The organism is Bradyrhizobium sp. Ghvi (assembly GCF_900115265.1).
Lineage (GTDB): Bacteria > Pseudomonadota > Alphaproteobacteria > Rhizobiales > Xanthobacteraceae > Bradyrhizobium.
Window position 1 is genome coordinate 1,276,174 of sequence record NZ_FOVU01000001.1, and the last position, 24,548, is coordinate 1,300,721.

General features: G+C 65.2%; 22 protein-coding genes. 8 read left to right on the forward strand and 14 right to left on the reverse strand.

Going from position 1 to position 24,548, the window contains the following annotated elements:
* Positions 1-52 precede the first annotated feature (52 nt).
* Positions 53-829, forward strand: coding sequence for a phosphatase PAP2 family protein (locus BM374_RS06020; protein ID WP_092289855.1), 777 nt, complete (start codon positions 53-55; stop codon positions 827-829).
* Between the two features lie 92 nt (positions 830-921).
* Positions 922-2,259: an argininosuccinate synthase gene (argG, locus tag BM374_RS06025; RefSeq protein WP_092289857.1), complete on the forward strand. Its 1,338-nt coding sequence runs from the start codon at positions 922-924 to the stop codon at positions 2,257-2,259.
* A gap of 150 nt (positions 2,260-2,409) precedes the next feature.
* On the opposite strand, the gene BM374_RS06030 is transcribed toward argG, so the two are convergent.
* The 11 genes from BM374_RS06030 to BM374_RS06080 form a co-directional block, all read right to left on the reverse strand.
* A complete protein-coding gene (locus BM374_RS06030) occupies positions 2,410-4,557 on the reverse strand; it encodes an OmpA family protein (protein ID WP_092289859.1) in 2,148 nt (715 codons plus the stop codon).
* A gap of 188 nt (positions 4,558-4,745) precedes the next feature.
* Entirely contained in the window at positions 4,746-4,988 is a 243-nt protein-coding gene (locus BM374_RS06035; RefSeq protein WP_177248117.1) for a hypothetical protein, read from the reverse strand.
* Positions 4,989-5,061: 73 nt separating this feature from the next.
* A complete protein-coding gene (locus BM374_RS06040) occupies positions 5,062-5,448 on the reverse strand; it encodes a VOC family protein (RefSeq protein WP_092289863.1) in 387 nt (128 codons plus the stop codon).
* A gap of 16 nt (positions 5,449-5,464) precedes the next feature.
* Positions 5,465-6,289 (reverse strand): FkbM family methyltransferase, encoded by an 825-nt coding sequence (locus tag BM374_RS06045; protein WP_177248118.1) that lies wholly within the window; start codon positions 6,287-6,289, stop codon positions 5,465-5,467.
* A 228-nt stretch (positions 6,290-6,517) separates the two neighbouring features.
* The gene (locus BM374_RS06050; RefSeq protein WP_092289867.1) at positions 6,518-8,464 is read right to left on the reverse strand and encodes an ABC transporter ATP-binding protein/permease; all 1,947 of its coding nucleotides are present in this window, start codon (positions 8,462-8,464) and stop codon (positions 6,518-6,520) included.
* Between the two features lie 39 nt (positions 8,465-8,503).
* Complete coding sequence (locus tag BM374_RS06055) at positions 8,504-10,657, reverse strand: hybrid sensor histidine kinase/response regulator family protein (protein ID WP_092289869.1); 2,154 nt, start codon at positions 10,655-10,657, stop codon at positions 8,504-8,506.
* Between the two features lie 192 nt (positions 10,658-10,849).
* Positions 10,850-11,632 (reverse strand): succinate dehydrogenase iron-sulfur subunit, encoded by a 783-nt coding sequence (locus tag BM374_RS06060; protein WP_092289871.1) that lies wholly within the window; start codon positions 11,630-11,632, stop codon positions 10,850-10,852.
* A gap of 100 nt (positions 11,633-11,732) precedes the next feature.
* Positions 11,733-13,568: a succinate dehydrogenase flavoprotein subunit gene (sdhA, locus tag BM374_RS06065; protein WP_092289874.1), complete on the reverse strand. Its 1,836-nt coding sequence runs from the start codon at positions 13,566-13,568 to the stop codon at positions 11,733-11,735.
* Between the two features lie 3 nt (positions 13,569-13,571).
* Positions 13,572-13,976, reverse strand: a complete 405-nt coding sequence (sdhD, locus tag BM374_RS06070; RefSeq protein ID WP_092289876.1) for a succinate dehydrogenase, hydrophobic membrane anchor protein — start codon at positions 13,974-13,976, stop codon at positions 13,572-13,574.
* Complete coding sequence (gene sdhC, locus BM374_RS06075) at positions 13,973-14,374, reverse strand: succinate dehydrogenase, cytochrome b556 subunit (RefSeq protein WP_092289877.1); 402 nt, start codon at positions 14,372-14,374, stop codon at positions 13,973-13,975. The genes sdhD and sdhC overlap by 4 nt, the downstream gene beginning before the upstream one ends.
* Before the next feature lie 440 nt (positions 14,375-14,814).
* Positions 14,815-15,720 (reverse strand): LysR family transcriptional regulator, encoded by a 906-nt coding sequence (locus tag BM374_RS06080; RefSeq protein WP_092289878.1) that lies wholly within the window; start codon positions 15,718-15,720, stop codon positions 14,815-14,817.
* A gap of 107 nt (positions 15,721-15,827) precedes the next feature.
* Between BM374_RS06080 and BM374_RS06085 the strand changes: the two genes are divergently transcribed.
* Positions 15,828-16,688 (forward strand): sulfite exporter TauE/SafE family protein, encoded by an 861-nt coding sequence (locus BM374_RS06085; RefSeq protein ID WP_177248148.1) that lies wholly within the window; start codon positions 15,828-15,830, stop codon positions 16,686-16,688.
* Here the strand turns inward: BM374_RS06085 and BM374_RS37775 are convergent.
* Complete coding sequence (locus BM374_RS37775) at positions 16,642-16,893, reverse strand: hypothetical protein (RefSeq protein ID WP_143270151.1); 252 nt, start codon at positions 16,891-16,893, stop codon at positions 16,642-16,644. The genes BM374_RS06085 and BM374_RS37775 overlap by 47 nt on opposite strands.
* A gap of 27 nt (positions 16,894-16,920) precedes the next feature.
* The gene (locus BM374_RS06090; RefSeq protein ID WP_092289881.1) at positions 16,921-18,450 is read right to left on the reverse strand and encodes a malonate--CoA ligase; all 1,530 of its coding nucleotides are present in this window, start codon (positions 18,448-18,450) and stop codon (positions 16,921-16,923) included.
* A gap of 86 nt (positions 18,451-18,536) precedes the next feature.
* Here BM374_RS06090 and BM374_RS06095 point away from each other — a divergent pair, with 86 nt between their 5' ends.
* The 4 genes from BM374_RS06095 to BM374_RS06110 all read left to right on the forward strand — a co-directional run bounded on the left by BM374_RS06095 (position 18,537) and on the right by BM374_RS06110 (position 21,763).
* On the forward strand, positions 18,537-19,298 hold the full coding sequence (locus BM374_RS06095; protein WP_092289883.1) for an SDR family oxidoreductase: 762 nt from the start codon (positions 18,537-18,539) through the stop codon (positions 19,296-19,298).
* Between the two features lie 299 nt (positions 19,299-19,597).
* On the forward strand, positions 19,598-20,152 hold the full coding sequence (locus BM374_RS06100) for a fasciclin domain-containing protein (RefSeq protein ID WP_092289885.1): 555 nt from the start codon (positions 19,598-19,600) through the stop codon (positions 20,150-20,152).
* A 184-nt stretch (positions 20,153-20,336) separates the two neighbouring features.
* Positions 20,337-20,966: a cytochrome b/b6 domain-containing protein gene (locus BM374_RS06105; RefSeq protein WP_092290279.1), complete on the forward strand. Its 630-nt coding sequence runs from the start codon at positions 20,337-20,339 to the stop codon at positions 20,964-20,966.
* Between the two features lie 14 nt (positions 20,967-20,980).
* Positions 20,981-21,763: a molybdopterin-binding protein gene (locus BM374_RS06110; protein WP_092289889.1), complete on the forward strand. Its 783-nt coding sequence runs from the start codon at positions 20,981-20,983 to the stop codon at positions 21,761-21,763.
* 124 nt (positions 21,764-21,887) lie between these two features.
* Here the strand turns inward: BM374_RS06110 and BM374_RS06115 are convergent, their stop codons facing one another.
* On the reverse strand, positions 21,888-23,087 hold the full coding sequence (locus BM374_RS06115) for a YbfB/YjiJ family MFS transporter (RefSeq protein WP_177248119.1): 1,200 nt from the start codon (positions 23,085-23,087) through the stop codon (positions 21,888-21,890).
* A 221-nt stretch (positions 23,088-23,308) separates the two neighbouring features.
* On the opposite strand from BM374_RS06115, the gene leuB reads away from it, so the two are divergent.
* Entirely contained in the window at positions 23,309-24,421 is a 1,113-nt protein-coding gene (gene leuB / locus BM374_RS06120) for a 3-isopropylmalate dehydrogenase (protein WP_092289891.1), read from the forward strand.
* Positions 24,422-24,548 lie beyond the last annotated feature (127 nt).

A 24,548-nucleotide genomic window follows, 5' to 3' on the forward strand; every position in this document is an offset into this window, starting at 1 on the left:
ATGACACCGGCAAGGGTTTTCATCCTCGTCCCGCTCCGCTAAACCGCCCGCCATGAACCGGACTGGACTCTTCATCGCCCTGACGCTGTGGCTCGTGATCGGCGTCGTTTTCGGCCTCTATCCCGAGCTCGATCTCAAGCTCGCTTCGCTGTTCTTCGATCCCGCGACCAGGACATTTCCGCTCAAGCAGAACGGCTGGGCCGAGATCGCGCGGAACGCTGCGATGTGGGTCTCCTGGGCCTGCGTGCTGCCGTCGCTGGTCGCCCTGGTGGCGAAAATGATCAGGCCCGACCGTCCCCTGATGGTGTCGGGGCGCGCGATCGTGTTCCTGCTGGTGACGATCATCCTGTCGGCCGTCATTCTGTCCAACCTCACCTTCAAGACCTATTGGGGCCGGCCGCGTCCAGTGGTGGTGACCGAGTTTGCCGGCGACCAGCAATTCGTGCCGTGGTGGGATCCGCGCGGCGGCTGCGCGCGCAATTGCTCGTTCTTCTCCGGTGAAGGCGCGACTGCGTTCTGGACCCTGGCGCCGGCCGCGCTGGCGCCGCCGGCATGGCGGCCGCTCGCCTATGCCGGCGCCGTGGTGTTCGGCGCCGTGACCAGCGGGCTGCGGATGGCCTTCGGCGGCCACTTCTTCACGGACGTCGCGACCGCCGGCCTCGTCACCTTCGTCGTGATCTGGTTCGGTTTCGCGCTGATCTACCGCTGGCCGGCGACCCGGTTCTCGGACGAGGCGGTCGATGCGGCCCTGACCCGGCTGAACATGCCCGCCTACAGGCTCCGCCAGCGCCTGTTCAGCCGCAAGGCGGGTCCCGAGCCCTCGGTTTGAGCCATTAAATGCGTGCCCCGGTCTGCGAAATTTGATATTCGCCCGATCAAACCACGCCCCTCATCAGCCTTTGAGACCCGATTGGAAGCCCCATGACCACGATCCTGAAAAGCCTGCCCAAGGGCGAGAAAGTCGGCATCGCTTTTTCGGGCGGCCTCGACACCTCTGCGGCGCTGCTCTGGATGAAGCAGAAGGGCGCGCGCTGCTACGCCTATACCGCCAATCTCGGCCAGCCCGATGAGGCCGACTACAACGAGATCCCGCGCAAGGCGGAAGCGTTCGGTGCCGAGAAGGCCGTGCTGGTCGATTGCCGCACGCAGCTCGTTCACGAAGGCATCGCCGCGATCCAGTCCGGCGCCTTCCACATCTCCACCGGCGGCATCACCTATTTCAACACCACGCCGCTCGGGCGCGCAGTCACCGGCACGATGCTGGTCGCGGCGATGAAGGAGGACGGCGTCAACATCTGGGGTGACGGCTCGACCTTCAAGGGCAACGACATCGAGCGCTTCTATCGCTACGGCCTTTTGACCAATCCGAGCTTGCGCATCTACAAGCCCTGGCTCGACCAGCAGTTCATCGACGAACTCGGCGGCCGCGCCGAGATGTCGGCCTTCATGACCGCGCAGGGCTTTGCCTACAAGATGAGCGCCGAGAAGGCGTATTCGACCGACAGCAATCTGCTCGGCGCCACGCACGAGGCCAAGGACCTCGAGAGCCTCGCCAGCGGCATCAAGATCGTCAATCCGATCATGGGCGTGCCGTTCTGGCGTGATGACTGCGTCGTGAAGGCCGAGAAGGTCGTGGTGCGTTTCGAGGAAGGCCAGCCAGTCGCGCTGAACGGCAAGACCTTCCCCGATCCCGTCGCGCTGTTCCTCGAAGCCAACGCGATCGGCGGCCGCCATGGCCTCGGCATGAGCGATCAGATCGAGAATCGCATCATCGAGGCCAAGAGCCGCGGCATCTACGAGGCGCCGGGCATGGCGCTCTTGCATATTGCCTATGAGCGCCTCGTCACCGGCATCCACAACGAGGATACCATCGAGCAGTACCGCATCAGCGGCATGCGGCTCGGACGTCTGCTCTATCAGGGCCGCTGGTTCGACTCGCAGGCCTTGATGCTGCGCGATACCGCGCAGCGCTTTGTTGCAAGCGCCGTCACCGGCGAGGTGACGCTGGAGCTGCGCCGCGGCAACGACTATTCTATTTTGAACACGGAAAGTCCGAACCTCACCTATGCGCCGGAAAGGCTCAGCATGGAGAAGGTCGAGGATGCCGCCTTCACGCCGGCCGATCGCATCGGCCAGCTCACCATGCGCAATCTCGATATCGCCGACACCCGCACCAAGCTCGGTCTGTATTCGAAGACCGGCCTGCTCTCGGGCAGCGAAGGCTCGCAGATCTTCCGGCTCGAGAGCGACAAGGGCTGAGATCGTAGGGTGGGTTAGCGTAGCGTAACCCACCTCTTCTGTTTTCGCGGATATAAGCGGCGGTGGGTTACGCCTTCGGCTAACCCACCCTACAAGGCAAAACAAAAATGGCCGGGATCGCTCCCGGCCATTTTCTTTTTTGCGACCGTCTTACTGGCGCGGCGGCGGGGCAGCGTTGGCCTGGCCGCCGTTCAGCAGCGGCGTGATGCGACGGACGGTGACGCGCCGGTTGATCCGGCTCGGGCCGTCGGTCTGCTCCTTCAGGTACTGCTTGCCGTAGCCCTGCGACGTCAAGTTCTCGGCGGGCACGCCGAACTGCTGGGTCAGCAACTCGGCCGCGGCCTGCGCCCGGCGATCCGACAGCGACAGATTGTCGACGTCGTTGCCGACCGCGTCGGTGTGTCCTTCGATCAGGAACACCTCCTGCGGATTGGCCCGGATCGCCTGGTTGATGCCGTCGGCGATCACCTGGAGTCGCGCCGCCTGGTCAGGCGGAATGGTCCACGATCCCGTCTCGAAGTTGATCGTGTTGACGTCGACGCTCGGCATCGCCATGCGGACGTTCGGCGAGTAGCGGATCTCGTCGAGCGAGTAGCGTCGTTCGATCCGCTGCACCGGCGGCGCTCGCATCGTCTCGTAGATCACGTCCGGCGATGCTTCCTGGGCATCGACGATGTAGCGATCGTACGGGATGCTCACGACCGGCGGCGGCACGTCGACATAGAAGCCGCCGACCGCGCGCGGATCGCGATAGGTGTTGTCGATGATGATGATCTCGCGCCCGCTGGGATCCCTGCGGATTCGGCGCAGCAGCGAACCATCGGGACCCACCACGGTGATCACCTCGCTGCCATCAGGCCGGAACACGACGGTGCGGGTTTCGCCGCCGACGGTCTCGGTGCGGATGTCACGGGCGCCGTAGCGGAAGCGATAGAGATCGTTGCCGCGGACATATTCCTGACCGCTGGGGTCGCGGATGATGATGCGGTCGGGCTCGGTGTAGATGGTGCGGCCGTCTTCGACGACTTCCTGCCGTTGATTGCGGTAGTCGGCGATGGTGGCGCCGATCACGGCGCCGGCCACGATCCCCGCGCCGAACGCCAGCGGCGTCAGGTCACGCTTCGGCGGAGGCGGTGGAGGCGGCAGCGGTGCGGCAACCGTCGGCGCCGCGCGGAACGCCGGTGCAACCGTTGGCGGTGCGTACTGAGCCTTGTTGGGCGGCGGTGCCGCGGCCGGCGTGGCCGGGACGACGGTCGGTGCAGCGGCGCCGGGCGGCGGTGCCGGAGGACGCTGCACGGCACCCGCCTGGGGCGTCACAGGCGGTGTTCCAGCCGTGGGCGCGCCCGCAGCCGGCGCTCCACCCTGACGTCCTGGAAGCGGCGTCGCACCACCAGGGGCAGGCGTTGCCGACGGAGCCGGGGTTGCACCTGGAGCCGGCGCCCCCGGACGCGTGGTGCCGGGTGCAGGCGCTGCCGACGGAGCCGGGGTGGCACCCGGAGCTGGCGTCCCCGCGGCCGGCGGAGCGCCGGGGCGTCCCGGCGCTGGCGTCACGGACGGCGTCGGAGTCGGAGTAGCAGTCGTCGTCCCCGGGCGAGCTGCCGGCGCCGCGGGCGATGGCGTTGCAGTCGGAGCTGGCGTCGGCGTCGGCGCAGGTCGTGCGCCAGGAGCCGAAGGCGGCGTCGTCGCTGCAGCAGGCGGAGGCGGCGCAGCCGGCCGCCCCGGTGCCGTCACGGGCGGCGGCGGAGGGGTCGGTGTCGGAGCGTGCTGCTGCGGGGCCGCGGCCGGAGGCGGCGGTGTCGGTGCGTGCTGTTGCGGCGCCGGGGGCGGAGGTGTCGGCGCGTGCTGCTGCGGCGCTGGAGGCGGAGCCGGTGGTGTCGGCGCGTGTTGCTGCGGAGCCGCGGCCGGAGGCGGCGTCGGCGGCTTGGGTGCAGCAGGCGGCGGCGGGGGCGGAGGAGGCGCCTGACGGCTTGCGGGCGGCGGAGGTGGCGGCGTCGGGCGTGACGGCGCGGCAGCCGGCGGAGGTGCGGCAGGCGGATGCGGCGGTGCCGCCGCGGGCGGCGGCGCGGTCGGATGAGCGGGAGCCGCAGGCGGTGGAGGCGGCGTCGCCGGACGCGCGGCGGGCGGCGGTCCCTTCGGCGCTTCCTTCGGAGGCTGCTTCGGTTTTCCGTCAGGGCCCGTCTCTGGCTGGGCCTGCGCGACCACGAGTGGCGGCGCGGATTGCGCATGCGATGCGGAGCTTGCGAATTGCATCGCGGTCAGAGCCGTCGTGGCAAGCAGCACGAAACGAAGGTTGGTCATGTGGTTCAACTTCCCCGGAAGGTTCTTTGACGAAGTCTGGTGATGAACGGCTACGCGTTAGGCCGCATTGTGGCGGGCGAAGCGGTCGCGGCCCGATTTATTTCTGCACGCAAATCACGTCACGATGGCGACGTTCATTGCGCATTCAGACGCAGGTTGCAATCGCCCAACATGTGATCGCTCTCGTCTCACATGTGATCCTGCGACGAATTGGCATCCGTCGCGGGATTGGGTGTGAGCGGACCATTCGGTCCGCGTGATGGAATCTCTTCGGGCATGTGTCCCGGCAATTCATCGGGCTGCGGTGATTCGCCGGGCTCGCGCACCGGTGGCGTGATCTCAGGCTGCGGATTGCCCGGCGGAATTCCCGGCGGCGGCTCAGCGGGCGTGCCGGGCGTCGATGGTGGTATCTCGGGCGGTTCGATTGGCATCGGCCTCACGAAGATCAGTTGTCAGGAGAACGACAACGACGATGCCGCGCCGATGTTCCCGCATCGCGCCGTCCTATTCCGGCGCGTGACAGACCGCCTCGATGTTGTGGCCATCGGGATCGAGCACGAAGGCGCCGTAATAGTTCGCGTGGTAATGCGGGCGAAGGCCGGGCGCTCCGTTGTCGCGGCCGCCTGCCGCCATCGCGGCCTTGTAGAACGCATCGACGGTCGCGCGGTCCTTGGCGCGGATCGCGACATGCACCGGCTTGTTCATCGCGCCTTCGCCGCCGATCCAGAAATCCGGCTTGCCCTCGGCGCCGAAGCCGGCGGCTGCGGCGTGGCCGGTCTGCTCCGCCGTCACCTCCATGATCAGGCTGTAATCGAGCGGCGCCAGGGCCTTGGCGTAGAACGCCTTCGCGGCCTCATAGTCGGAAACGGACAAACCCAAATGATCGATCATCACCAACCTCCGCTGTTCAACGTGACAGGAACGTATTGCTACGCGTCTTGCGCGCGATCGCAAAGCCGCGCGCAACCATGTCAGCGATACAATCTTCGCGCCATTCGTTTTGTGACAGATGCTCGATCACGACGGCGCGGGGCCACAGCGATGGCGGTGCGTCGCGGAAGAAGCCGATCAGGACGCGGTCTTCAAAACCTTCGACGTCGATTTTGAGTGAATCGACCTGTGCGACGCCGGCCTCTTCGAGGATGCGCGTGAGCCGCAACGACGGCACCTTGATCGCATCCGTGCTGGCGGTCCCGGTGACGACATGCGTGGCGCCGAGATTGCCGCCGCCGCTCTCGATCATCAGCTCGCCGTCGGCATCGCCCGCGGCGGCCTGCACCAGGCGGACCTGCGTTGCGTTCGATGCGGCGTGGTTGAATGAGAGCCGTCCAAACGTCAGTGGATGCGGCTCGATCGCGACCACCTTGCCCGAGGTCCCGACCTGCCGCGCCATCACCAGCGCAAAGGTGCCGACATTGGCGCCGACATCGACGAAGGTGCCGCCTTCAGGTGTGTGCCGGCGCAGGAAGTCGAGCTCGTCGATGTTATAGTCGGGGTTGAACAGCGCGCCGCGTTCGGTGGCGCTGCCCTGGTGATAGAAGCGGAACGAGGCGCCCTGATATTGCACGTCGACCGGGCCGCCGCGCAGCAGATTGACCAGTCGCGACATCCATGGACGGAATGCGCCGCGCTTCAGCCTGGACGCTTGCGCGAGCCTGATAATCGCGGCCTGCGCTGCATTCGGTGCAAAGGTGCCAAACGGTGCAGTCGAAAGGGCATTGTCGGGCGTCACGCAGGCGGTCCTCGTTGCAGGCGGCGCATGCATAGCCGGTTTTGGTGGGGCCTACAAACTCACTGTCATCCCGGGGCGCGAAGCGAGCCCGGGATCCATAACCACAGGGAGGAATGTGACGCGAGATACCCACTCCGAGTCTTCACCAAACCTCTCCCTGTGGGTTATGGATCCCGGACCTGCGCGCGCTTTGAGGCGCGCTTGTCCGGGATGACGCAGAGCAAAGCCTCATGCCACCTTCTTGCGCTGCCTTAGGAAGCGGCCAAGCAGCTTGCGTCGGCCCCTGCGCGGGATCAGGTCGACGTCGCTGACGAGCCTGGCGCCGCCCTTGCGGCGCTCCAGCACGATCTTGCGGCTATGGAAGGCCTCCAGCTCGACGCGATGCGCGACGCTGACGATGGTGGCCTCTCGCAGCTCGTCCGTGACCATCTTCATCATCTTGTCCTGGCTCTTCTCGTCGAGCGCGGAGGTCGCTTCATCCAGCACGACGATGTCGGGGTTGTGCAAGAGCAGCCGCGCGAAAGCGAGGCGCTGCTTCTCGCCGCCCGACAGCGTCTGGTCCCACGGCCCCTCCTCCTCGATCTTTTCCTTGAGATGGTCGAGGCCGACCTTGTGCAGGGCTTCGCCGATCTCCTCCTCGCTCCAGTTCTCGGCCGTGCCGGGATAGGCGACCGCTCGGCGCAAGGACCCCGAGGGTACGTAGGGCCGCTGCGGCAGCATGAACAGCCGCCTGTCGGGGTGGAGATTGACGCTGCCGCCGCCCCATGGCCACAGGCCCGCAATGGCGCGCACCAGCGTGCTCTTGCCGGTGCCGGATTCGCCGGCGACCAAGAGCCGTTCGCCCGGCGCGATCACCACCTCGGTCTCGCCGACCACGGCGGTGCCGTCGTCCAGCGTGACGGACAGGTCGTTCAGCTCCAGCATGGCGTCGTTGCTGGTCTCGCCGCGCTTGATGCGGCCGAGGCCGTCGCCCTGCTCGGCACGCTCGAGGCCGTCGAGCGACATCATCAGCGAAGCGATGCGGCGGGCGCAGGCGTTCCAGTCGGCGAGTCGAGGATAATTGTCGACCAGCCAGCCGAATGCACTCTGCACGATGGTGAAGGCGGAGGCCGCCTGCATCACCTGTCCGAGTGTCATGCTGCCGTCGAGGAATTTTGGCGCACAAAGCAGGAGGGGGACGACAGGCGCAACGAGGCTTGACCCTTGCGACACCAGCGTGGTGCGCATGTGTTGGCCGGCGAGGCGGGCCCACTGCCGCAACACGTTGCTGAAGTTGCGGTCGATGCCGCCGCGCTCCTCTTCCTCGCCGCCGAGCAGCGCGATGCTTTCGCCGTTCTCGCGCACGCGCGTCAGCGTGTAGCGGAAATCGGCTTCCGCCTGATTCTTGTCCTCGGAGACCTGCACGAATTGACGACCGATCACCAGGATCGAACCGGAAGCGATGGCGGCGTAGAGTATCGCGGCGATCACGAGAAAGCCGGGAATGGTGATCGACGATCCACCTGAGGTGACGGTGAGCGCGCCGCCGATGGTCCAGAGCACGACGATGAAGGTCGCGGCCGACAGCAGCGCCGAGGTGACGCCGGCGAGAAAGTCGACCGGCGAGTCCGTTGCGACGCGTAAGTCCTCCGCGATCCTGTATTCGGGATTGTCGTGGTCGCCGCCGACGAGATTGAGCTGGTAGTAACGTCCGTTCTCGAGCCAGCGCGTCAGCACGCTGCTCGTGAGCCAGGCGCGCCAGCGCCGCTGGATGCCCATCCGCGCAAACACCTGCGCGACGCCGAGCACGATGCTGCCGATCGCGAGCGGGAAGAACATTGCGGTGAGGTGGAAGACCGTGGTCGCATCGCGCTTCTCGATGGCATCGAAGATCGCGCGATTCCAGACATTGATGCCGTATTGGAAACCGACGGTCAGGACGATCATCAGGGCAAGGCCGATCGACAACGGCCAAGCCAGGCGATCGCCCTTGCGGCTCCAGAAACCGCGCGCGCTGATCCAGAAGCGGGTGAGAAGATAATCCTTGCGCGCCTGCTCGGCCTCTTCGGGCGTCAGCTCGGGATCAGGCTCCAGCAATTCGGGCGGCGGCGGCGCGACATCATCGCCGTTCTCGCCGGTGACCTTCACGATGGGCGCTGTCTTGCCCTGCTCCTTTTTCCGGACCGGCTTCTGCATGAGGGGACAACGCGGTCCGGTTCCCTCCAGTTCCCCGCCTCACTCGGCGGCGCCGTCGCGCACCCGTTTGAGCCGCGCGGCCCGATGCAGCACGCGCGACAGCTCCTCGATCGAATAGGGCTTCTGCACGAGCTCGAAGCCGGCGGCGCCGTCCTGGGACAAGGCGTGGCTGTAGCCCGTGGTCAGCACGATCGGAACGTTGATGCAGCGATCGCGGATGGCGCGCGCCAGATCGAGCCCGGTCATCCCGGGCATGACGACGTCGGAGAACACGACGTCGAATCGATTGGCGTCGCTGACCAGCTCGGCGAGCGCGTCGGTTGCGTTGTCGACCAGCGTGATGCTGTAGCCGAGTTCGGTCAGCCCGTCGGCGGCGAAATTGCCGAGCTCGATATTGTCCTCGACGACCAGCACCGACATGCCGCTGCCGGCGACGGCGGGCGCGGTGGTCGGCGCCTGGCTCCGGGGCAACAGCGCCGCCGGCACGCGCGGCAGGTAGAGCGAGAAGGTGCTGCCCTGGCCGACCTCGCTGATGACAGTCACCTCGCCGCCGGATTGCCGGGCGAAGCCGAACACCTGCGACAGGCCGAGGCCGGTGCCTTGGCCGACCTGCTTGGTGGTGAAGAACGGCTCGAAGATGCGGCCGAGTTGCGCGGCGGGAATGCCGATGCCGGTGTCGCTGACCGCGACGCAGACGAAGCCGGGATTTTTCGAGGTCTGAGTGCCCGAAGCGTGCGTCACGGTGTCGGGAACGGTGGTCGCCGCGTGCACCGTGAAGACGATCCGGCCCTTGCCCTGCATGGCGTCGCGCGCATTGGTCGCCATATTGATCAGGGCGGTCTCGAACTGTCCGGCATCGGCATTGACGAGGCAGGGCTCGGCCGGCAGCTGCATGACGATCTCGATCGCAGGTCCCAGCAACGTGGCGAGCATGTCGCGCAGCGACTGCATGCGCTCGCCGACGTCGAACACTTCCGGCTTCAAGGTCTGGCGCCGCGCAAAGGCGAGGAGTTGCGAGGTCAGCTTGGCCGCGCGCGCGACGGCCTCCGCGATCGCCGTGATGTAGCGCTGCCGCCGCTCCTCGCTCAGCTGCGGCCGGTTCAACAGGTCGACCGAGGCGCGGATCACGGTCAGGAGGTTGTTGAAATCATGCGCGACGCCGCCGGTGAGCTGGCCCAGCGCCTCCAGCCGCTGGCTGTGCTTGAGCGCCTCCTCGGCCTCGCGGCGTTTTGCCGCTTCAAGCTGGAGATGCTGGGTGCGCCGGAAGGCGAAGGCGAGCAGGACGAACAGCAGCGCGGTGGCGGGAGCGCCGAACACCAGATGCTGGCTGATGGTGCCGAGCCAGCGTGCGCGGATCGCCGAGGTCTCGAAGCCGGCACTGACATAGATCGGATATTCGGCGACGCGCCGGTAGCCGATCCGCCGCTCGATCCCGTCCGAGGGCCAGGCGATGGTCATCAGCCCGTGATCGGGATGGGCTGCGATGCTTCGGCCGACCGGGCCGTTCGGATCGAGCCTGAAGTCGCGATCGAGCCGCGGGAAATGCGCCAGCAGCACGCCGTCGGCGCGTCCCATCGCAAAGAAGCTGCCGGGATCGGTACCGATCCTGGCATAGAAACTCTCGAAATATTCCGGCAACACCGAGGCCTGGATCACGCCGATGAAGCTGCCGTCCTCGGACTCGCGGCGGCGGCTGACGCCGAAGAAGCGCGCGCCCTGATAGGGCAGGCGTGGCGTCAGCGTAGCGCCGATGTAAGTGCCGATGCTCTGGTCGACATGGGCATAGAAGTAATCGCGGTCGGCAAAGCTCAAATCCGGTGGCGGCGATGCCAGGCTGTTGACCAGCGCTTTGCCGTTGGCATCGAAGATCCAGGCCGATTTGAGCTGCGGCAGCGCATCGGCCAGCCGCTTCAGGCGCAGGTGCAGCGCGCCTTCCCGTGAGCGGATGGCATCGTCGGGCAGGTCGCGCACGACCTCGTTGAGTTCGGCAAGGCTGCGATCGATGGTCTCGAACACCTTGAGCGCGTGCTCATGCGCGACATCGAGCGTGCGCTCGATCTCCCGGTCGGCGATCTCTCGTGTCGAGTGGTACGAGATGGCGGAGGCAATGGCGAACAGCGCAATCGGCAGCGCCAGGGATGCAGCCATCATCCACCGCAGCAGTTTCAGCGAATTACGTTGCAGGCCCTGCACGGTCGCTCCGGTCCCCCGACCGGAGAGCTTACTTGAATCGTGCGCCGGGAAGGAAGCGGCTTGTGGCGGACCCGGAGGTTGCAACCCGCCAATCCGCGCGTAGCGCGGGATGGAGAAAATTCTCCCTAAAATTGTTCCGTTCGTAGAACGCCCCGGCCGTTTTGGCCGGGGTAGTGCGCGACCAGGAGAGTCCTAGATCTGGCGCTCGACCATCTTCAGCTTGAGCTCGGCGATGGCTTCGGCCGGGTTCAGCCCCTTCGGGCAGGCCTTGGCGCAGTTCATGATGGTGTGGCAGCGGTAGAGCCGGAACGGGTCCTCGAGATTGTCGAGCCGCTCGCCGGTGGCTTCGTCGCGCGAATCAGACACCCAGCGGTTGGCCTGGAGCAGGGCCGCGGGGCCGAGATAACGGTCGCTGTTCCACCAGTAGCTCGGGCAGGACGTCGAGCAGCAGGCGCAGAGAATGCACTCGTAAAGGCCGTCGAGCTTCTCGCGGTCCTCGTGGCTCTGGCGCCACTCCTTCTGCGGCGTCGGCGAGGTCGTCTTCAGCCACGGCTCGACCGAGGCATATTGCGCATAGAAATTGGTCAGGTCGGGAACCAGGTCCTTCACCACAGGCTGGTGCGGCAGCGGATTGACCTTCACCGCGCCGTCCTTCACGTCGTGCATCGAACGGGTGCAGGCCAGCGTGTTCTGGCCGTCGATGTTCATGGCGCAGGAGCCGCAGACGCCTTCGCGGCAGGAGCGGCGGAAGGTCAACGACGGATCGATGTGGTTCTTGATCCAGATCAGGCCGTCCAGCACCATCGGGCCGCAATCATTGACGTCGACGTAATAGGTGTCGACGCTCGGATTCTTGCCGTCGTCCGGATTCCAGCGATAGACGTGAAACTCGCGCGTCTCGGTCGCGCCCGCGGGCTTCGGCCAGGTCTTGCCGCCGGTGATTTTCGAGTTCTTCGGAAGTGCGAATTCAACCATTAGTCCTGCCTCTGGTTTCTTTCGTCATGCGCGGCTTGACCCGCGCAGCCATCTTTGAGGGATGGATTGCCGGGTCAAGCCCGGCAATGACAAGCAGCAATCAGTACACGCGCGCTTTCGGCGGGATGTACTGCACGTCGTTGGTCATGGTGTAGTCGTGAACCGGGCGGTACTCGATCTTGACCTTGCCGGCATCGTCCAGCCAGGCCAGCGTGTGCTTCATCCAGTTCTTGTCGTCGCGCTCGGAATAGTCCTCGCGCGCATGCGCGCCGCGGCTCTCGGTGCGGTTGGCGGCCGAGTTCATCGTCACCACCGCCTGCGAGATCAGATTGTCGAACTCCAGCGTCTCGACCAGGTCCGAATTCCACACCAGCGAGCGGTCGGACACTGCGATGTCGGTGATGCCGCTGTGGACCTTCGCGATCAGGTTCTGGCCCTCGCTCAGCACTTCACCGGTGCGGAACACGGCGCAATTGTTCTGCATCACGTGCTGCATGCCTTCGCGCAGCTTCGCGGTCGGCGTGCCGCCGGAGGCGTAGCGATAATGATCGAGGCGGCCGAGCGCGAGGTCGGCGGAGTTCGCCGGCAGCTCGGGCTGCTTGGCGTTCGGCGTCAGCTTCTCGGCGAGACGGAGCGCGGCAGCGCGGCCGAACACGACCAGGTCGATCAGCGAGTTCGAGCCGAGCCGGTTGGCGCCGTGCACCGAGACGCAGGCGGCTTCGCCGATCGCCATCAGGCCGGGGATCACGGCGTTGTCGTCGCCGTCCTTCTTGGTCAGGACTTCGCCGTGATAATTGGTGGGGATGCCGCCCATGTTGTAGTGCACGGTCGGCACGATCGGAATCGGCTCGCGCGTCACGTCGACATTGGCGAAGATCTTGGCGGATTCGGAGATGCCCGGCAGGCGCTCGGCCAGCACGGCGGGATCGAGATGGTCGAGATGAAGGAAGATATGATCCTTCTTCTTGCCGACGCCGCGGCCCTCGCGGATTTCGATGGTCATCGCGCGCGAGACGACGTCGCGCGAGGCGAGGTCCTTCGCCGACGGCGCATAGCGCTCCATGAAGCGCTCGCCCTCGGAGTTGACGAGATAGCCGCCTTCGCCGCGCGCGCCTTCGGTGACGAGACAGCCCGAACCATAGATGCCGGTCGGGTGGAACTGGACGAACTCCATGTCCTGGAGCGGCAGGCCGGCGCGCAGCACCATGCCGCCGCCGTCGCCGGTGCAGGTGTGCGCCGAGGTGCAGGACGCATAAGCGCGGCCATAGCCGCCGGTGGCGAGGATCACGGTCTGGGCGCGGAAGCGGTGCAGCGTGCCGTCGTCGAGCTTGAGCGCGATGACGCCGCGGCAGGTGCCCTGGTCGTCCATGATCAAATCGATGGCGAAGAATTCGATGAAGAACTCGGCCGCATGGCGCAGCGACTGGCCGTACATCGTGTGCAGCATGGCGTGGCCGGTACGGTCGGCAGCCGCGCAGGTGCGCTGCGCCTGGCCCTTGCCGAAGTCCATGGTCATGCCGCCGAACGGACGCTGGTAGATCTTGCCGTCTTCGGTGCGCGAGAACGGCACGCCCCAATGCTCGAGCTCGTAGACGGCCTCGGGCGCGTTGCGCACCATGTATTCGATTGCGTCCTGGTCCCCTAGCCAGTCCGACCCCTTCACGGTGTCGTACATGTGCCAGCGCCAGTCGTCCTTGTGCATGTTGCCGAGCGATGCGGAAATGCCGCCCTGCGCCGCCACCGTGTGCGAGCGGGTCGGAAACACCTTTGTGATGCAGGCCGTTCTCAGTCCGGCCTCGCTGCAGCCGACCACGGCACGCAGGCCCGCGCCGCCCGCCCCGACGACGACGACGTCATAGGTGTGGTCTTCGATCGGATAGGCTTTGCCGTTGGTGGCGGGAGCGCCGTTGCCCTTGCCATTTGTCTCGGTGGCCATGGGTTACACTCCGGATGAAAGTTTGATGATCGCGTAGGTCGAGGCGAGCGCCACGGCGATCGAGAAGAAGTTGTTGAGCATGATCGAGATCAGCTTCAGCTTCTCGTTATGGACGTAGTCCTCGATCACGACCTGCATGCCGATCTTCATGTGCCAGGCGCTGGCGATGATGAAGAGCAGCATGATCACCGCGATCGGCAGCGAGCCGAGGATCACCTTGGCACCGGCCTGGTTGCTGCCGAGCGTCATCATGACGACGACGATCGCCGGCAGCATCAGCAGGGTCATTGCGACGCCCGTGAGCCGCTGGCGCCAGAAATCAGATGTTCCCGAATGCGCGGCGCCGAGATTGCGGACGCGGCCGAGCGGGGTGCGCATGGAGCGCTTGGGCGTATCGGCTGCGCTCATCGTACACCTCCGATCGCGTAGGCGATGATCCAGATCAGGATCGTCAGCACGATGCCGCCGATCAGCGCGCCCCAGGTCAGCGCTTCCCGCTCGTTGGCCTTGAAGCCGAAGCCGAGGTCCCACACGAAATGCCTGATACCGCTCAGCATGTGGTGCATCAGCGCCCAGGTGTAGCCGAACACGATGAGGCGGCCGATGATGCTGCCGGTGAAGGCCTGCACATTGGCATAGGCCCCGGCGGAGTTTGACGCTGCCGCGATCAGCCACCAGGCCAGCAGCAGGGTCCCGACATAGAGAGCGATACCGGTGGCGCGATGGACGATGGACAGCGCCATCGTCAACGTCCAGCGGTAGACTTGCATGTGTGGTGAAAGCGGTCGTTCGATCCGTGCGGTCATGGGCTTTTGATGTTTGTTGCGGCCCAGCAGGGGGCGCGCGGGGATCGCGAAAGGTCGGCTCTATTTACGGAGTCGAATTGCCCCGCGCAATCACCAAATCGCCATAAATCGAACCAGCGTTCAGCTCTAGAACGTTGATGAACCAAGGCCAATCAGGGGCTTGGTATACCAGGGCGATGGTGCACTGACCAAGAGTGGAACGTTAATTCACTATTTGGTGCAGCTGTCGAGGCGCATTGAAATTACTATTGGAACGGCTCTAAGACGTAGCGCGGCGTCTCGGATTCGAACTAGTCAGTTCATCACACCTGCGCGCCACCTGGTCAGCCGAACGTCTCCTGCAAATTTCGTCATGCGCACCGATCTTCCGTCGCGCGGCGGATATGCGCGCCCCGCATCCCAACCCCGCCAGGAGGATGGCTGCTGGATCGCTCTGGAGATCATCGGCGGAACGGATCGCTGCCGCGCCATCGCTCCACCAGGAAATCGACGAACACCCGGATCTTCGCCGATCCCAGGCGCGACGGCTGATAGAGCGCGTGGAGCGGCGCCGGAGCCGGTTCGTGCTCCCGCAACAGCCGCCGCAAGCGCCCTTCGGCGAGCTGGCGCTCGACCTGCCATGACGGCACGCGGACGACGCCGGCGCCGCTCTCGGCGGCTGTGGCGAGCGCATCGAGGCTGTTGACCCAGAGCCGCCCCGATATCCGCACCCTCTGTCCGCTGCCGGCATCGCGGCCGAATCGCCACGTCGCAACGCCCGGCGCGTCGGAAAACACCAGGCAATCATGTTGCGCGAGGTCGGACGGGCTCTGCGGCTCGCCGCGGCGTGCGAGATAGTCCGGCGAGGCGCAATGGATCATCTGCACCTCACCGAGCTTTCGCGTCACCAGCTGCGAATCGGCCACGCGCCCGACGCGAAGCGCGAGATGAACGTCCTCCTCGATCAAGTCGACGTTGCGATCGATCAGCAGCAGGTCGACCGACAGCGAGGGACAGGCCCGCAAAAAATCACCGAGCAGCGGCGCGATCAGCAGGCGCCCCATCAAGGCCGGTGCGCTGACCCGCAGGCGCCCCGCCGGCTCGCGGCGGTTTCTCGCCAGCGCTTCCTCGATCTCCTTCATCTCGCCGAGGACGGACCGGGCGCGTTCGTAGAAAATGCGTCCGTCTTCCGTGAGCGCAAGCTGCCGTGTCGTCCGCAGCAGCAGGCGCGTGCCGAAATGCTGCTCGAGCGCCGAGATCTGCCGGCTCACCGATGTCAGCGAGCTCGGAATCGCCCGCGCGGCCGCCGACAGGCTGCCGGCGTCCACCGCCCGAACGAAGGTCGCCATCGCCGCGAGCTGGTCCATGCCGCTCTTCCGTTTTCCGCAAGATACCCCGCCGATGTTCGCGCATAGTCGCGGAATATGAAAGGGTCTATCTACAGGGGGCAAGCGCGAACCGGGCGTGGGACGTGATGATGGCTGGTCTCGATATTTCCGAGCTCGTGGAGCTCGCTCTGCTGCTGATCGCGGTCGGCGCGCTCTCGGGCCTCCTGGCCGGCGTGTTCGGCATTGGCGGCGGCGCGATCCTGGTGCCGGTGTTCTACGAATGCTTCCGAATGGCCGGCGTCCCGCTCGAGGTGCGCATGCCGCTCTGCATCGGCACCTCGCTCGCAGTGATCATCCCGACCTCGATCCGCTCGTTCCAGGCGCATTACAAGCGCGGCGCCGTCGACATGACCATCCTGCGCACGTGGTGGCTGCCGATCGTGATCGGCGTCATCTCGGGGAGCGTCATCGCGCGCTATGCGCCGGAGCGGCTGTTTAAGATCGTGTTCGTCGCCGTCGCCTACTCCGCCGCCGCCCGCCTCATCTTCGCGCGCGAAGGCTGGAAGTTCGGCGACGATCTGCCCGATGGCCCGCTGATGCGCGTCTACGGCTTCTGCGTCGGCATTCTCTCGACGCTGATGGGCATCGGCGGCGGTCTGTTCTCCAATCTCCTGATGACCTTCTACGGCCGTCCGATTCATCAGGCGGTGGCGACCTCGTCGGCACTCGCCGTGCTGATCTCGATCCCCGGCGCGCTCGGCTACATCTATGCGGGGTGGCCGGCGGCGGCGAATTATCCCGCCGTCACGGCTCTGCAAATCCCATTCGCGCTCGGTTACGTCTCGCTGATCGGTGCCGTGCTGGTGATGCCGATGAGTCTCGTCACCGCGCCGCTCGGTGTACGGGCCGCGCATGCGATGTCGAAGCGTACGCTCGAGGCCGCGTTTGGGTGCTACCTGTTCATCGTCGGCAGCCGCTTTGTGATGAGTTTGTTGGGCGGGCAATGAGGCTCGAGTACCCCGGCATCGATCGCGCCGCGTAAATTGGCTGGAGTAGCTTGTCTTCCAGAACGCCGATCATAGCGTCGAGCCAATCTCCGAGCTCGATCCGCTCAACCTTGCCAAGCCCCGCGATGGCCATTCGGGCCTTTTCCATTGCCGCGCCGGCATCAAGAAGATGATCGTTGATCCGGACCGCCTGATCGAGTTTCATGTCTTCCCCAGCCCGGAGCATTCGCCCCTATTTCTTCGCGTAAATATCCTTGTACGTGTCGCGCAGGATGTTCTTCTGCACCTTGCCCATGGTGTTGCGCGGCAGTTCGTCGACGACGAAGACGCGCTTGGGCATCTTGAATTTCGCAAGGCGCCCTTCCAGGCCCTTCAGCACGGCCGCTTCATCGATGCTCGCGCCGGGCTGGCGCACCAGCACGGCCGTCACGCCCTCGCCGAAATCGGCATGGGGCACGCCGATCACGGCGGATTCGATCACGCCGGGCATGGCGTCGATCTCGCTCTCGATTTCCTTGGGGTAGACGTTGAAGCCGCCCGAAATCACGAGGTCCTTGCCGCGGCCGAGAATGTGGACGTAGCCCTTGGCGTCGATCTTGCCGAGATCGCCGGTGATGAAGAAGCCGTCGGGCCGGAATTCGGCCTTGGTCTTGTCAGGCATGCGCCAATAGCCCTTGAAGACGTTCGGACCCTTCACCTCGATCATGCCGATTTCCTCGCGCGGCAACTCCTTGCCGGTCTCGGGCTCGGTGACGCGCACCGAGACGCCGGGGAGGGGAAAGCCGACCGCGCCGGGCACGCGCTCGCCGTCGTACGGGTTCGACGTGTTCATGTTGGTCTCGGTCATGCCGTAGCGCTCGAGCACGGCGTGACCCGTGCGTGCGGACCATTCGCGATGCGTCTCGGCCAGCAGCGGCGCCGAGCCCGAGATGAACAGCCGCATATGCTTGGTGGTCTCGCGCGACAGCGCGGGGTTCTGAAGCAGGCGGGTATAGAAGGTCGGCACGCCCATCAGCACCGTGGCGCGCGCCATCAGCTTGATGATGAGATCGGGATCGAGCTTCGGCAGGAAGATCATCGACGCCCGGGCAAACAGTGTCACGTTGGTCGCCACGAACAAGCCGTGGGTGTGGTAGATCGGCAGCGCGTGGATCAGCACGTCCTTGTCGGTGAAGCGCCAGTAGTCGACGAGCGAGAGCGAGTTCGAGGCGAGATTGTCGTGGCTCAGCATCGCGCCCTTGGAGCGGCCTGTGGTGCCCGAGGTGTAGAGGATCGCGGCGAGATCATCGTTTGCCCGTGACACCGTGGTGAATTCGGAGCTCGCCTTGTCCGCCGCCTCGGTCAGCGAACCCTTGCCGTCGGCTCCGAGCGTCTCAACCTTGGCCTTCACCTTGGCGGCGATCGGGCCGAGGCCTTCGGCCTTGGAGGGATCGCAAACCACCAGCGACGGCTCGGCATCGCCGATGAAGTAATCGAGCTCGTTGAGCGTATAGGCGGTGTTGAGCGGCAGATAGACCGCACCGGCCCTGACGGTGCCGAGATACAACACGATATTCGCGACGGATTTCTCCACCTGAACTGCAACGCGATCACCGGGCTTGACGCCGCGCGCGACCAACACATTCGCCATTTGCCCGGCTCGCGCGATCAGATCGCCGTAGCTGATATGGGCGCCGTCCTGCGTCTCGATCGCGAGACGTTTGGGGTCGTCGAGGTCGTCGAACAGGCGGGAAAACAAATTGGCGTTGGCAGCTTTGTTCATGCAACATTCCTCGCCGGCGGGGGCCGGTCAAAACCGAGGGCTGGATTAGCAAAAACCGCCCCGATGAAGCAACGGAGACAGTTGGCATGGCAAAATCAGGGAAACGCGTGGCCTGGGTCACGGGCGGCGGCAGCGGGATCGGGGAGGCGGGCGCCGAGGCACTGGCAGCCGACGGCTGGACGGTGGTGGTGTCGGGGCGCCGCAAGGATGCCCTGGAAGGCGTGGTGGCCAAGATTACCAAGGCCGACGGGGCGGCCGAGGCGCTTGCGCTTGACGTCGCTGACGCCGCCGCAGCCCAGAACGCAGCCGATCAGATCGTGGCCAAGCACGGCCGCATTGACCTACTCGTCAACAATGCCGGCATCAACGTCCCCAAGCGCAGCTGGAAGGACATGGAACTGGAAGGCTGGGACAAGCTGGTCCAGGTCAACCTCAACGGCGTGCTCTATTGCATGCGCGCGGTGCTGCCGACGATGCGCAAGCAGCAGGACGGATCGATCATCAACGTCTCGTCCTGGGCCGGGCGTCACGTCTCGAAGATGCCGGGCCCCGCCTACACCACCACCAAGCATGCGGTGCTGGCGCTGACCCACTCCTTCAACATGGACGAATGCGTCAATGGCCTGCGCGCCTGCTGCCTGATGCCGGGCGAAGTGGCGACGCCGATCTTGAAGCTGCGGCCGGTGGTGCCGAGCGCGGAAGAACAGGCCAAGATGCTGCAGCCGGAAGATCTGGGACGCACCATCGCGTTCATCGCATCGATGCCGCCGCGCGTGTGCATCAACGAGCTCTTGATCAGCCCGACGCATAATCGCGGATTCATCCAGACGCCGAACAACAGGGATTGAGGCGGCATACGCGCCACGTGCTCCGTCATTGCGAGCGAAGCGAAGCAATCCAGGAATCCATCCGCGGAGACAGTCTGGATTGCTTCGTCGCAAGGGCTCCTCGCAATGACGCTGGAGCGAGCACACGGCCACACCGCTCCATAGTTTCACCCATCACAATAAATTATTTCCCGAAACCGCATCGCAAGCCCTCCCGTAGTTCGGCCAACGACGCGCGGCTGCTTCACGTCAAACTGTCGCTCGCTGCCGTTGTTGCCCAACGCAAACGCCGGTCATCATCGAAACTCGGGAGACTCTCCATGTCCAAGCGCATTGCCTATCTCACCGCCGCTGCCTTCAGCGCCCTGGCCATCACTGCGACTATCGTTGCGCCCGCGCGTGCCGAGGAAAAGACCGTCATGGTCGGCGGCGCCGCGATGTTCCCGTCCAAGAACATCGTCCAGAACGCCGTCAACTCGAAGGACCACACCACGCTGGTTGCGGCGGTGAAGGCGGCCGGCCTGGTGCCGACGCTGGAAGGCAAGGGCCCGTTTACCGTGTTCGCGCCGACCAACGCCGCCTTCGGCAAGCTGCCGGCCGGCACCGTCGACACCCTGGTCAAGCCCGAGAGCAAGGCGACCCTGACCAAGATCCTTACCTATCATGTCGTGCCCGGCAAGCTCGAGGCCTCCGACCTCACCGACGGCAAGAAGCTGAAGACCGTCGAAGGCGAGGAACTGACGGTGAAGAAGCAGGACGGCAAGGTCTGGATCGTCGACGCCAAGGGCGGCACCTCGATGGTGACGATCTCCAACGTCAACCAGTCCAACGGTGTCATCCATGTGGTCGACACCGTGCTGATGCCGGCGACGTAACCCCGCGCCGCCCTGTTTCATCCCTCGAACAGGATGCGGTTAAACCGCGAGCCGGGGGTGCCCGGCTCGCCTTTTTGTGACCCTGATAGCCTGCCGACATCGATTCCATGGCCAGCGGGGCGTAACGAAAGCGGAAGCATCGGCGTATATTCGGGTGTCAGACGACCTTCAGGACGGAACCATCATGTCGAGCCTCACCATGACCGACGAGCAGACCAGCGCCATCAGGGCCAAGGTGATCCAGCCGGTCTGGGTCCGCGTCATGCACTGGACCAACGCGGTCGCCATGATCCTGATGATCCTGTCGGGCTGGCAGATCTACAATGCTTCGCCGCTGTTCGGCTTCAGCTTCCCGCGCGAGTACACGCTGGGCGGCTGGCTCGGCGGCGGCCTGCTCTGGCACTTCGCGGCGATGTGGCTCTTGATGGTCAACGGCCTTGCCTATCTCGTCACCGGTTTCGCCACCGGCCGCTTCCGCAAGAAGCTGCTGCCGATCACGCCCTCGGGCGTGCTGCACGACGTCAGGGCGGCGCTGACCTTCAAGCTAGGTCATGACGATCTCACCGTCTATAATTACGTCCAGCGCCTGCTCTATGCCGGCATCATCGTGGTCGGCGTGCTGATCGTGCTGTCGGGTCTGTCGATGTGGAAGCCGGTGCAGCTCTATTATCTGGTGAAGCTGTTCGGCGATTACCCGACGGCCCGCTACGTCCATTTCTTCTGCATGGCCGCGATCTGCGCCTTCCTCGTCGTTCACGTGTTGCTCGCGTTCCTGGTGCCGAAGAGCCTGCGCGCGATGATCATCGGTCGCTGATTAGGAGAACCATCATGGCCAAGCGTTCATTCCTGATATCCGGCGTCGACAAGCGGCTGCTGATCAAGGACTCGCTCAAGACGATGCCGGATCTCACCCGTCGCCGCTTCATCGCGGGCGGCGCCAGCTTGGGCGCGCTGACCTTGCTCACGGGTTGCGATGTCGTCGACTCCTCCTCGGCCGAGGAGATGTTGAAAAGCGTCTCGAAGTTCAACGATGCCGTGCAGGCCTTCATCTTCAATCCCGATGCGCTGGCACCGACCTTCCCGGAGAGCGCGATTACAAAGCCGTTCCCGTTCAACGCCTATTATGATCTCGACGATGCGCCTGACGTCGACGGCGCCGACTGGAAGCTCGAGGTGCGCGGCCTCGTGGACAACAAGAAGTCGTGGACATTGCCCGAGCTCTATAAGCTCCCGCAGGTCACGCAGATCACACGTCATATCTGCGTCGAAGGCTGGAGCGCGATCGGCAGCTGGACCGGCACGTCCTTGCGCGATTTCCTCAAACTCGTCGGCGCCGACACCCGCGCGAAATACGTCTGGTTCCAGTGCGCCGACAAGGACGGCTACAACTCGCCGCTCGACATGCGCACCGCGCTGCATCCGCAGACGCAGATGACGTTCAAATATGCGAACGAGATCCTGCCGCGCGCCTATGGTTTTCCCATGAAGATCCGCGTGCCGACAAAGCTCGGCTTCAAGAACCCCAAATACGTGGTGTCGATGGAAGTCACCAACGACTACAAGGGCGGCTATTGGGAAGACCAGGGCTACAATTCGTTCAGCGGGAGCTGACGATTTTGTAGCCTTGTAGGGTGGGTTAGCCCTGCAGATGGGCGAAGCGCATCTGCTCGGCCTAACCCACCTCTTTCGTTTCCACGGTGACAGAAGTGATGGGTTACGCTGGCGCTAACCCACCCTACGGCACCGGTTGCTTGGCCGGCCCCACCTTTCGCTGGCACAGCGCCAGCACCGCTCCCAGCGCCAGCAGCGCCGCCGACACGTTGAGCGCGTAGCTCAAGCTCCCCAGCGCATCCGTGATCGCGCCGACTACGATCGGGCCGAGCGTCTGGCCGATGCCGAACGAGATCGTCATCGCCGCGATCGCGGTCGGCCACACCTCCGGCGGATAGTTGAAGCGCACGAACGCGGTGGTCGAGCCGACGACGGCGAAGAAGGCGACGCCGAACACCACCGCCGAGATTCCGAGCCATGCCGGCGAATGCCCGAGGATCGGCAAGGCCGCACCCAGTGCGTTGGTGCCGAGGATGATCGCGGTGGCGAGCCCGCCGCGGTCGAGCGCGAGCACGCCGCGCCAGGCCCAGGGCGTGACGAAGGCGGACAGGCCGATCAGGCTCCAGAACGCCGCCTGCGCTGCGGCGCCGCCGCCGCCGTCGCGGACATAGGCGATCATGAAGGTCATGTAGGCGATGTAACCGGCGCCGAACAGGAAATAGGCGGCGAGGTAGATCAGCACGGGAAGAATGGCGAAGGATGCGTGGCTGTCTTCGGAGAAGCGCGCGCGGCTCTCGATGGGGATCAGGAACAGCGGCACCGTCATCGCGGCCGAGAGCAGCGTCATCGCCCACCACACGATCCACCACGATCCCGGGCCGAAATGCTGCAGCGTGAACGGTGCGATCAGCCCGGAGGAGAGAATGCCGATGCCGGGCCCGGCGTAAAACAGACTCAGCAGGAAATTCGCCCGCTCCGGTCGCGATTGCGCAATCGTCGCGGCCAGCGCGCCGCCGGCGACGAAGCCCGCCGCGGCACCTAAGCCCAGCACCAGGCGCGCAAGGCTCAGCGCGATGAAGTTCCCCGTCAGCGCACAAGTGGCGAGCGCGGCAACACAGGCCACGGTTCCCAGCCGGATCGCCGCCGACCAGCCCACGCGCTGGATCAGCCGCGACGCTGCCAGCGCGCCTACGAGGTAGCCGACGGCGTTGATGGTGTTCATGAAACCGGCTGCCGAATAGGACCAGCCGAGGTCCTCCCGCATGTCGGGCAGCACCAGCGCATAGGCAAAACGGCCGATGCCGAGCCCGACGGTTGCGGCCAGCGACAGGGTCAGGATCAGCCTTGCGGGATGGGCTGGGGGCGAGCGGTCAGGCGCGTGCAAAGGGCTACTCCGGCGGCCCGCACTGTGGCAGGCCCCGCCCGCCTTGCACAGCCGCGGCGCGGCAATGGTGTCTTGCCAAGCGCGCAACGCCGCTCTAGCACTCCGGCCGAAATTCATCCCGTTCGTCATGCCCGGGCTTGACCCGGGCATCCATCGTTCAAGAGAGCTGGATTGCCGGGTCAAGCCCGGCAATGACGAGAAAAATCTGAGGAAGAACGACCATGGCGACCCACAAATTGCTGCTGCTCCCCGGCGACGGTATCGGCCCCGAGGTGATGGGCGAGGTGAAGCGGCTGATCGATTGGCTGAATTCGGCAGGGATCGCCAAGTTCGAGACCGATACCGGCCTCGTCGGCGGCTCGGCCTATGACGCCCACAAGGTCTCGATCTCGGAAGGCGACATGGCCAAGGCCAAGGACGCCGACGCCGTGATCTTCGGCGCCGTCGGCGGCCCGAAGTGGGATGCGGTGCCCTACGAGGTCCGCCCCGAAGCCGGCCTGCTCCGCCTGCGCAAGGATCTCGCTTTGTTCGCCAACCTGCGTCCCGCCGTCTGCTATCCGGCGCTGGCGGATGCTTCGAGCCTGAAGCGCGAGGCGGTCGAGGGTCTCGACATCGTCATCGTGCGCGAGCTCACCGGAGGCGTCTATTTCGGCGAACCCAAGACCATCACCGATCTCGGCAACGGTCAGAAGCGCGCCATCGATACCCAGGTCTACGACACCTATGAGATCGAGCGCATCGGCCGCGTCGCCTTCGAGCTTGCCCGGAAGCGCAAGAACAAGGTGACGTCGATGGAGAAGCGCAACGTCATGAAGTCGGGCGTGCTCTGGAACGAGGTCATGACGGCGGTCCACAAGCGCGAATATCCCGACGTCACGCTCGAGCACCAGCTCGCCGATTCCGGCGGCATGATGCTGGTGAAGTGGCCGAAGCAGTTCGATGTCATCGTCACCGACAATCTGTTCGGCGACATGCTGTCCGACATCGCGGCGATGCTCACCGGATCGCTCGGCATGCTGCCCTCGGCCTCGCTCGGCGAGGTCGACGTCAAGACCAAGAAGCGCAAGGCGCTGTACGAGCCCGTGCACGGTTCGGCCCCCGATATCGCCGGCAAGGGCCTCGCCAATCCGATCGCGATGATCTCGTCCTTCGGCATGGCGCTGCGCTATTCCTTCGACATGGGCGCGCTCGCCGATAAGGTCGACGCCGCGATATCGGCCGTGCTCGCCGGCGGTCTCCGCACCGCCGACATCAAGTCGGAAGGCACCACGGCCGTCTCGACCACGCAAATGGGCGAAGCGATCCTGAAGGAATTGCAGAAGCTGCACGCGTAAGGCGGGTACAGAATCATAGGGTGGGTTAGCCATGCGGACTGCGCGAAGCGCAGGCCGTTTGGCGTAACCCACCCTACGAGATCTCCCCAAACAAAAATGGCCGGGCGCGAGCCCGGCCGTTTTGATT

Excerpts from the sequence above, each read along its gene's own strand:
- sdhA (WP_092289874.1), bottom strand. The coding sequence starts at position 13,568 with ATGGCCACCGAGACAAATGGCAAGGGCAACGGCGCTCCCGCCACCAAC.
- argG (WP_092289857.1), top strand. The coding sequence starts at position 922 with ATGACCACGATCCTGAAAAGCCTGCCCAAGGGCGAGAAAGTCGGCATC.
- sdhD (WP_092289876.1), bottom strand. The coding sequence starts at position 13,976 with ATGAGCGCAGCCGATACGCCCAAGCGCTCCATGCGCACCCCGCTCGGC.
- BM374_RS06050 (WP_092289867.1), bottom strand. The coding sequence starts at position 8,464 with ATGCAGAAGCCGGTCCGGAAAAAGGAGCAGGGCAAGACAGCGCCCATC.
- BM374_RS06090 (WP_092289881.1), bottom strand. The coding sequence starts at position 18,450 with ATGAACAAAGCTGCCAACGCCAATTTGTTTTCCCGCCTGTTCGACGAC.
- BM374_RS06020 (WP_092289855.1), top strand. The coding sequence starts at position 53 with ATGAACCGGACTGGACTCTTCATCGCCCTGACGCTGTGGCTCGTGATC.
- sdhC (WP_092289877.1), bottom strand. The coding sequence starts at position 14,374 with ATGACCGCACGGATCGAACGACCGCTTTCACCACACATGCAAGTCTAC.
- BM374_RS06060 (WP_092289871.1), bottom strand. The coding sequence starts at position 11,632 with ATGGTTGAATTCGCACTTCCGAAGAACTCGAAAATCACCGGCGGCAAG.
- BM374_RS06095 (WP_092289883.1), top strand. The coding sequence starts at position 18,537 with ATGGCAAAATCAGGGAAACGCGTGGCCTGGGTCACGGGCGGCGGCAGC.
- leuB (WP_092289891.1), top strand. The coding sequence starts at position 23,309 with ATGGCGACCCACAAATTGCTGCTGCTCCCCGGCGACGGTATCGGCCCC.
- BM374_RS06085 (WP_177248148.1), top strand. The coding sequence starts at position 15,828 with ATGATGGCTGGTCTCGATATTTCCGAGCTCGTGGAGCTCGCTCTGCTG.
- BM374_RS06100 (WP_092289885.1), top strand. The coding sequence starts at position 19,598 with ATGTCCAAGCGCATTGCCTATCTCACCGCCGCTGCCTTCAGCGCCCTG.
- BM374_RS06035 (WP_177248117.1), bottom strand. The coding sequence starts at position 4,988 with ATGCCAATCGAACCGCCCGAGATACCACCATCGACGCCCGGCACGCCC.
- BM374_RS06080 (WP_092289878.1), bottom strand. The coding sequence starts at position 15,720 with ATGGACCAGCTCGCGGCGATGGCGACCTTCGTTCGGGCGGTGGACGCC.
- BM374_RS06040 (WP_092289863.1), bottom strand. The coding sequence starts at position 5,448 with ATGATCGATCATTTGGGTTTGTCCGTTTCCGACTATGAGGCCGCGAAG.
- BM374_RS06110 (WP_092289889.1), top strand. The coding sequence starts at position 20,981 with ATGGCCAAGCGTTCATTCCTGATATCCGGCGTCGACAAGCGGCTGCTG.
- BM374_RS06030 (WP_092289859.1), bottom strand. The coding sequence starts at position 4,557 with ATGACCAACCTTCGTTTCGTGCTGCTTGCCACGACGGCTCTGACCGCG.
- BM374_RS37775 (WP_143270151.1), bottom strand. The coding sequence starts at position 16,893 with ATGAAACTCGATCAGGCGGTCCGGATCAACGATCATCTTCTTGATGCC.
- BM374_RS06105 (WP_092290279.1), top strand. The coding sequence starts at position 20,337 with ATGTCGAGCCTCACCATGACCGACGAGCAGACCAGCGCCATCAGGGCC.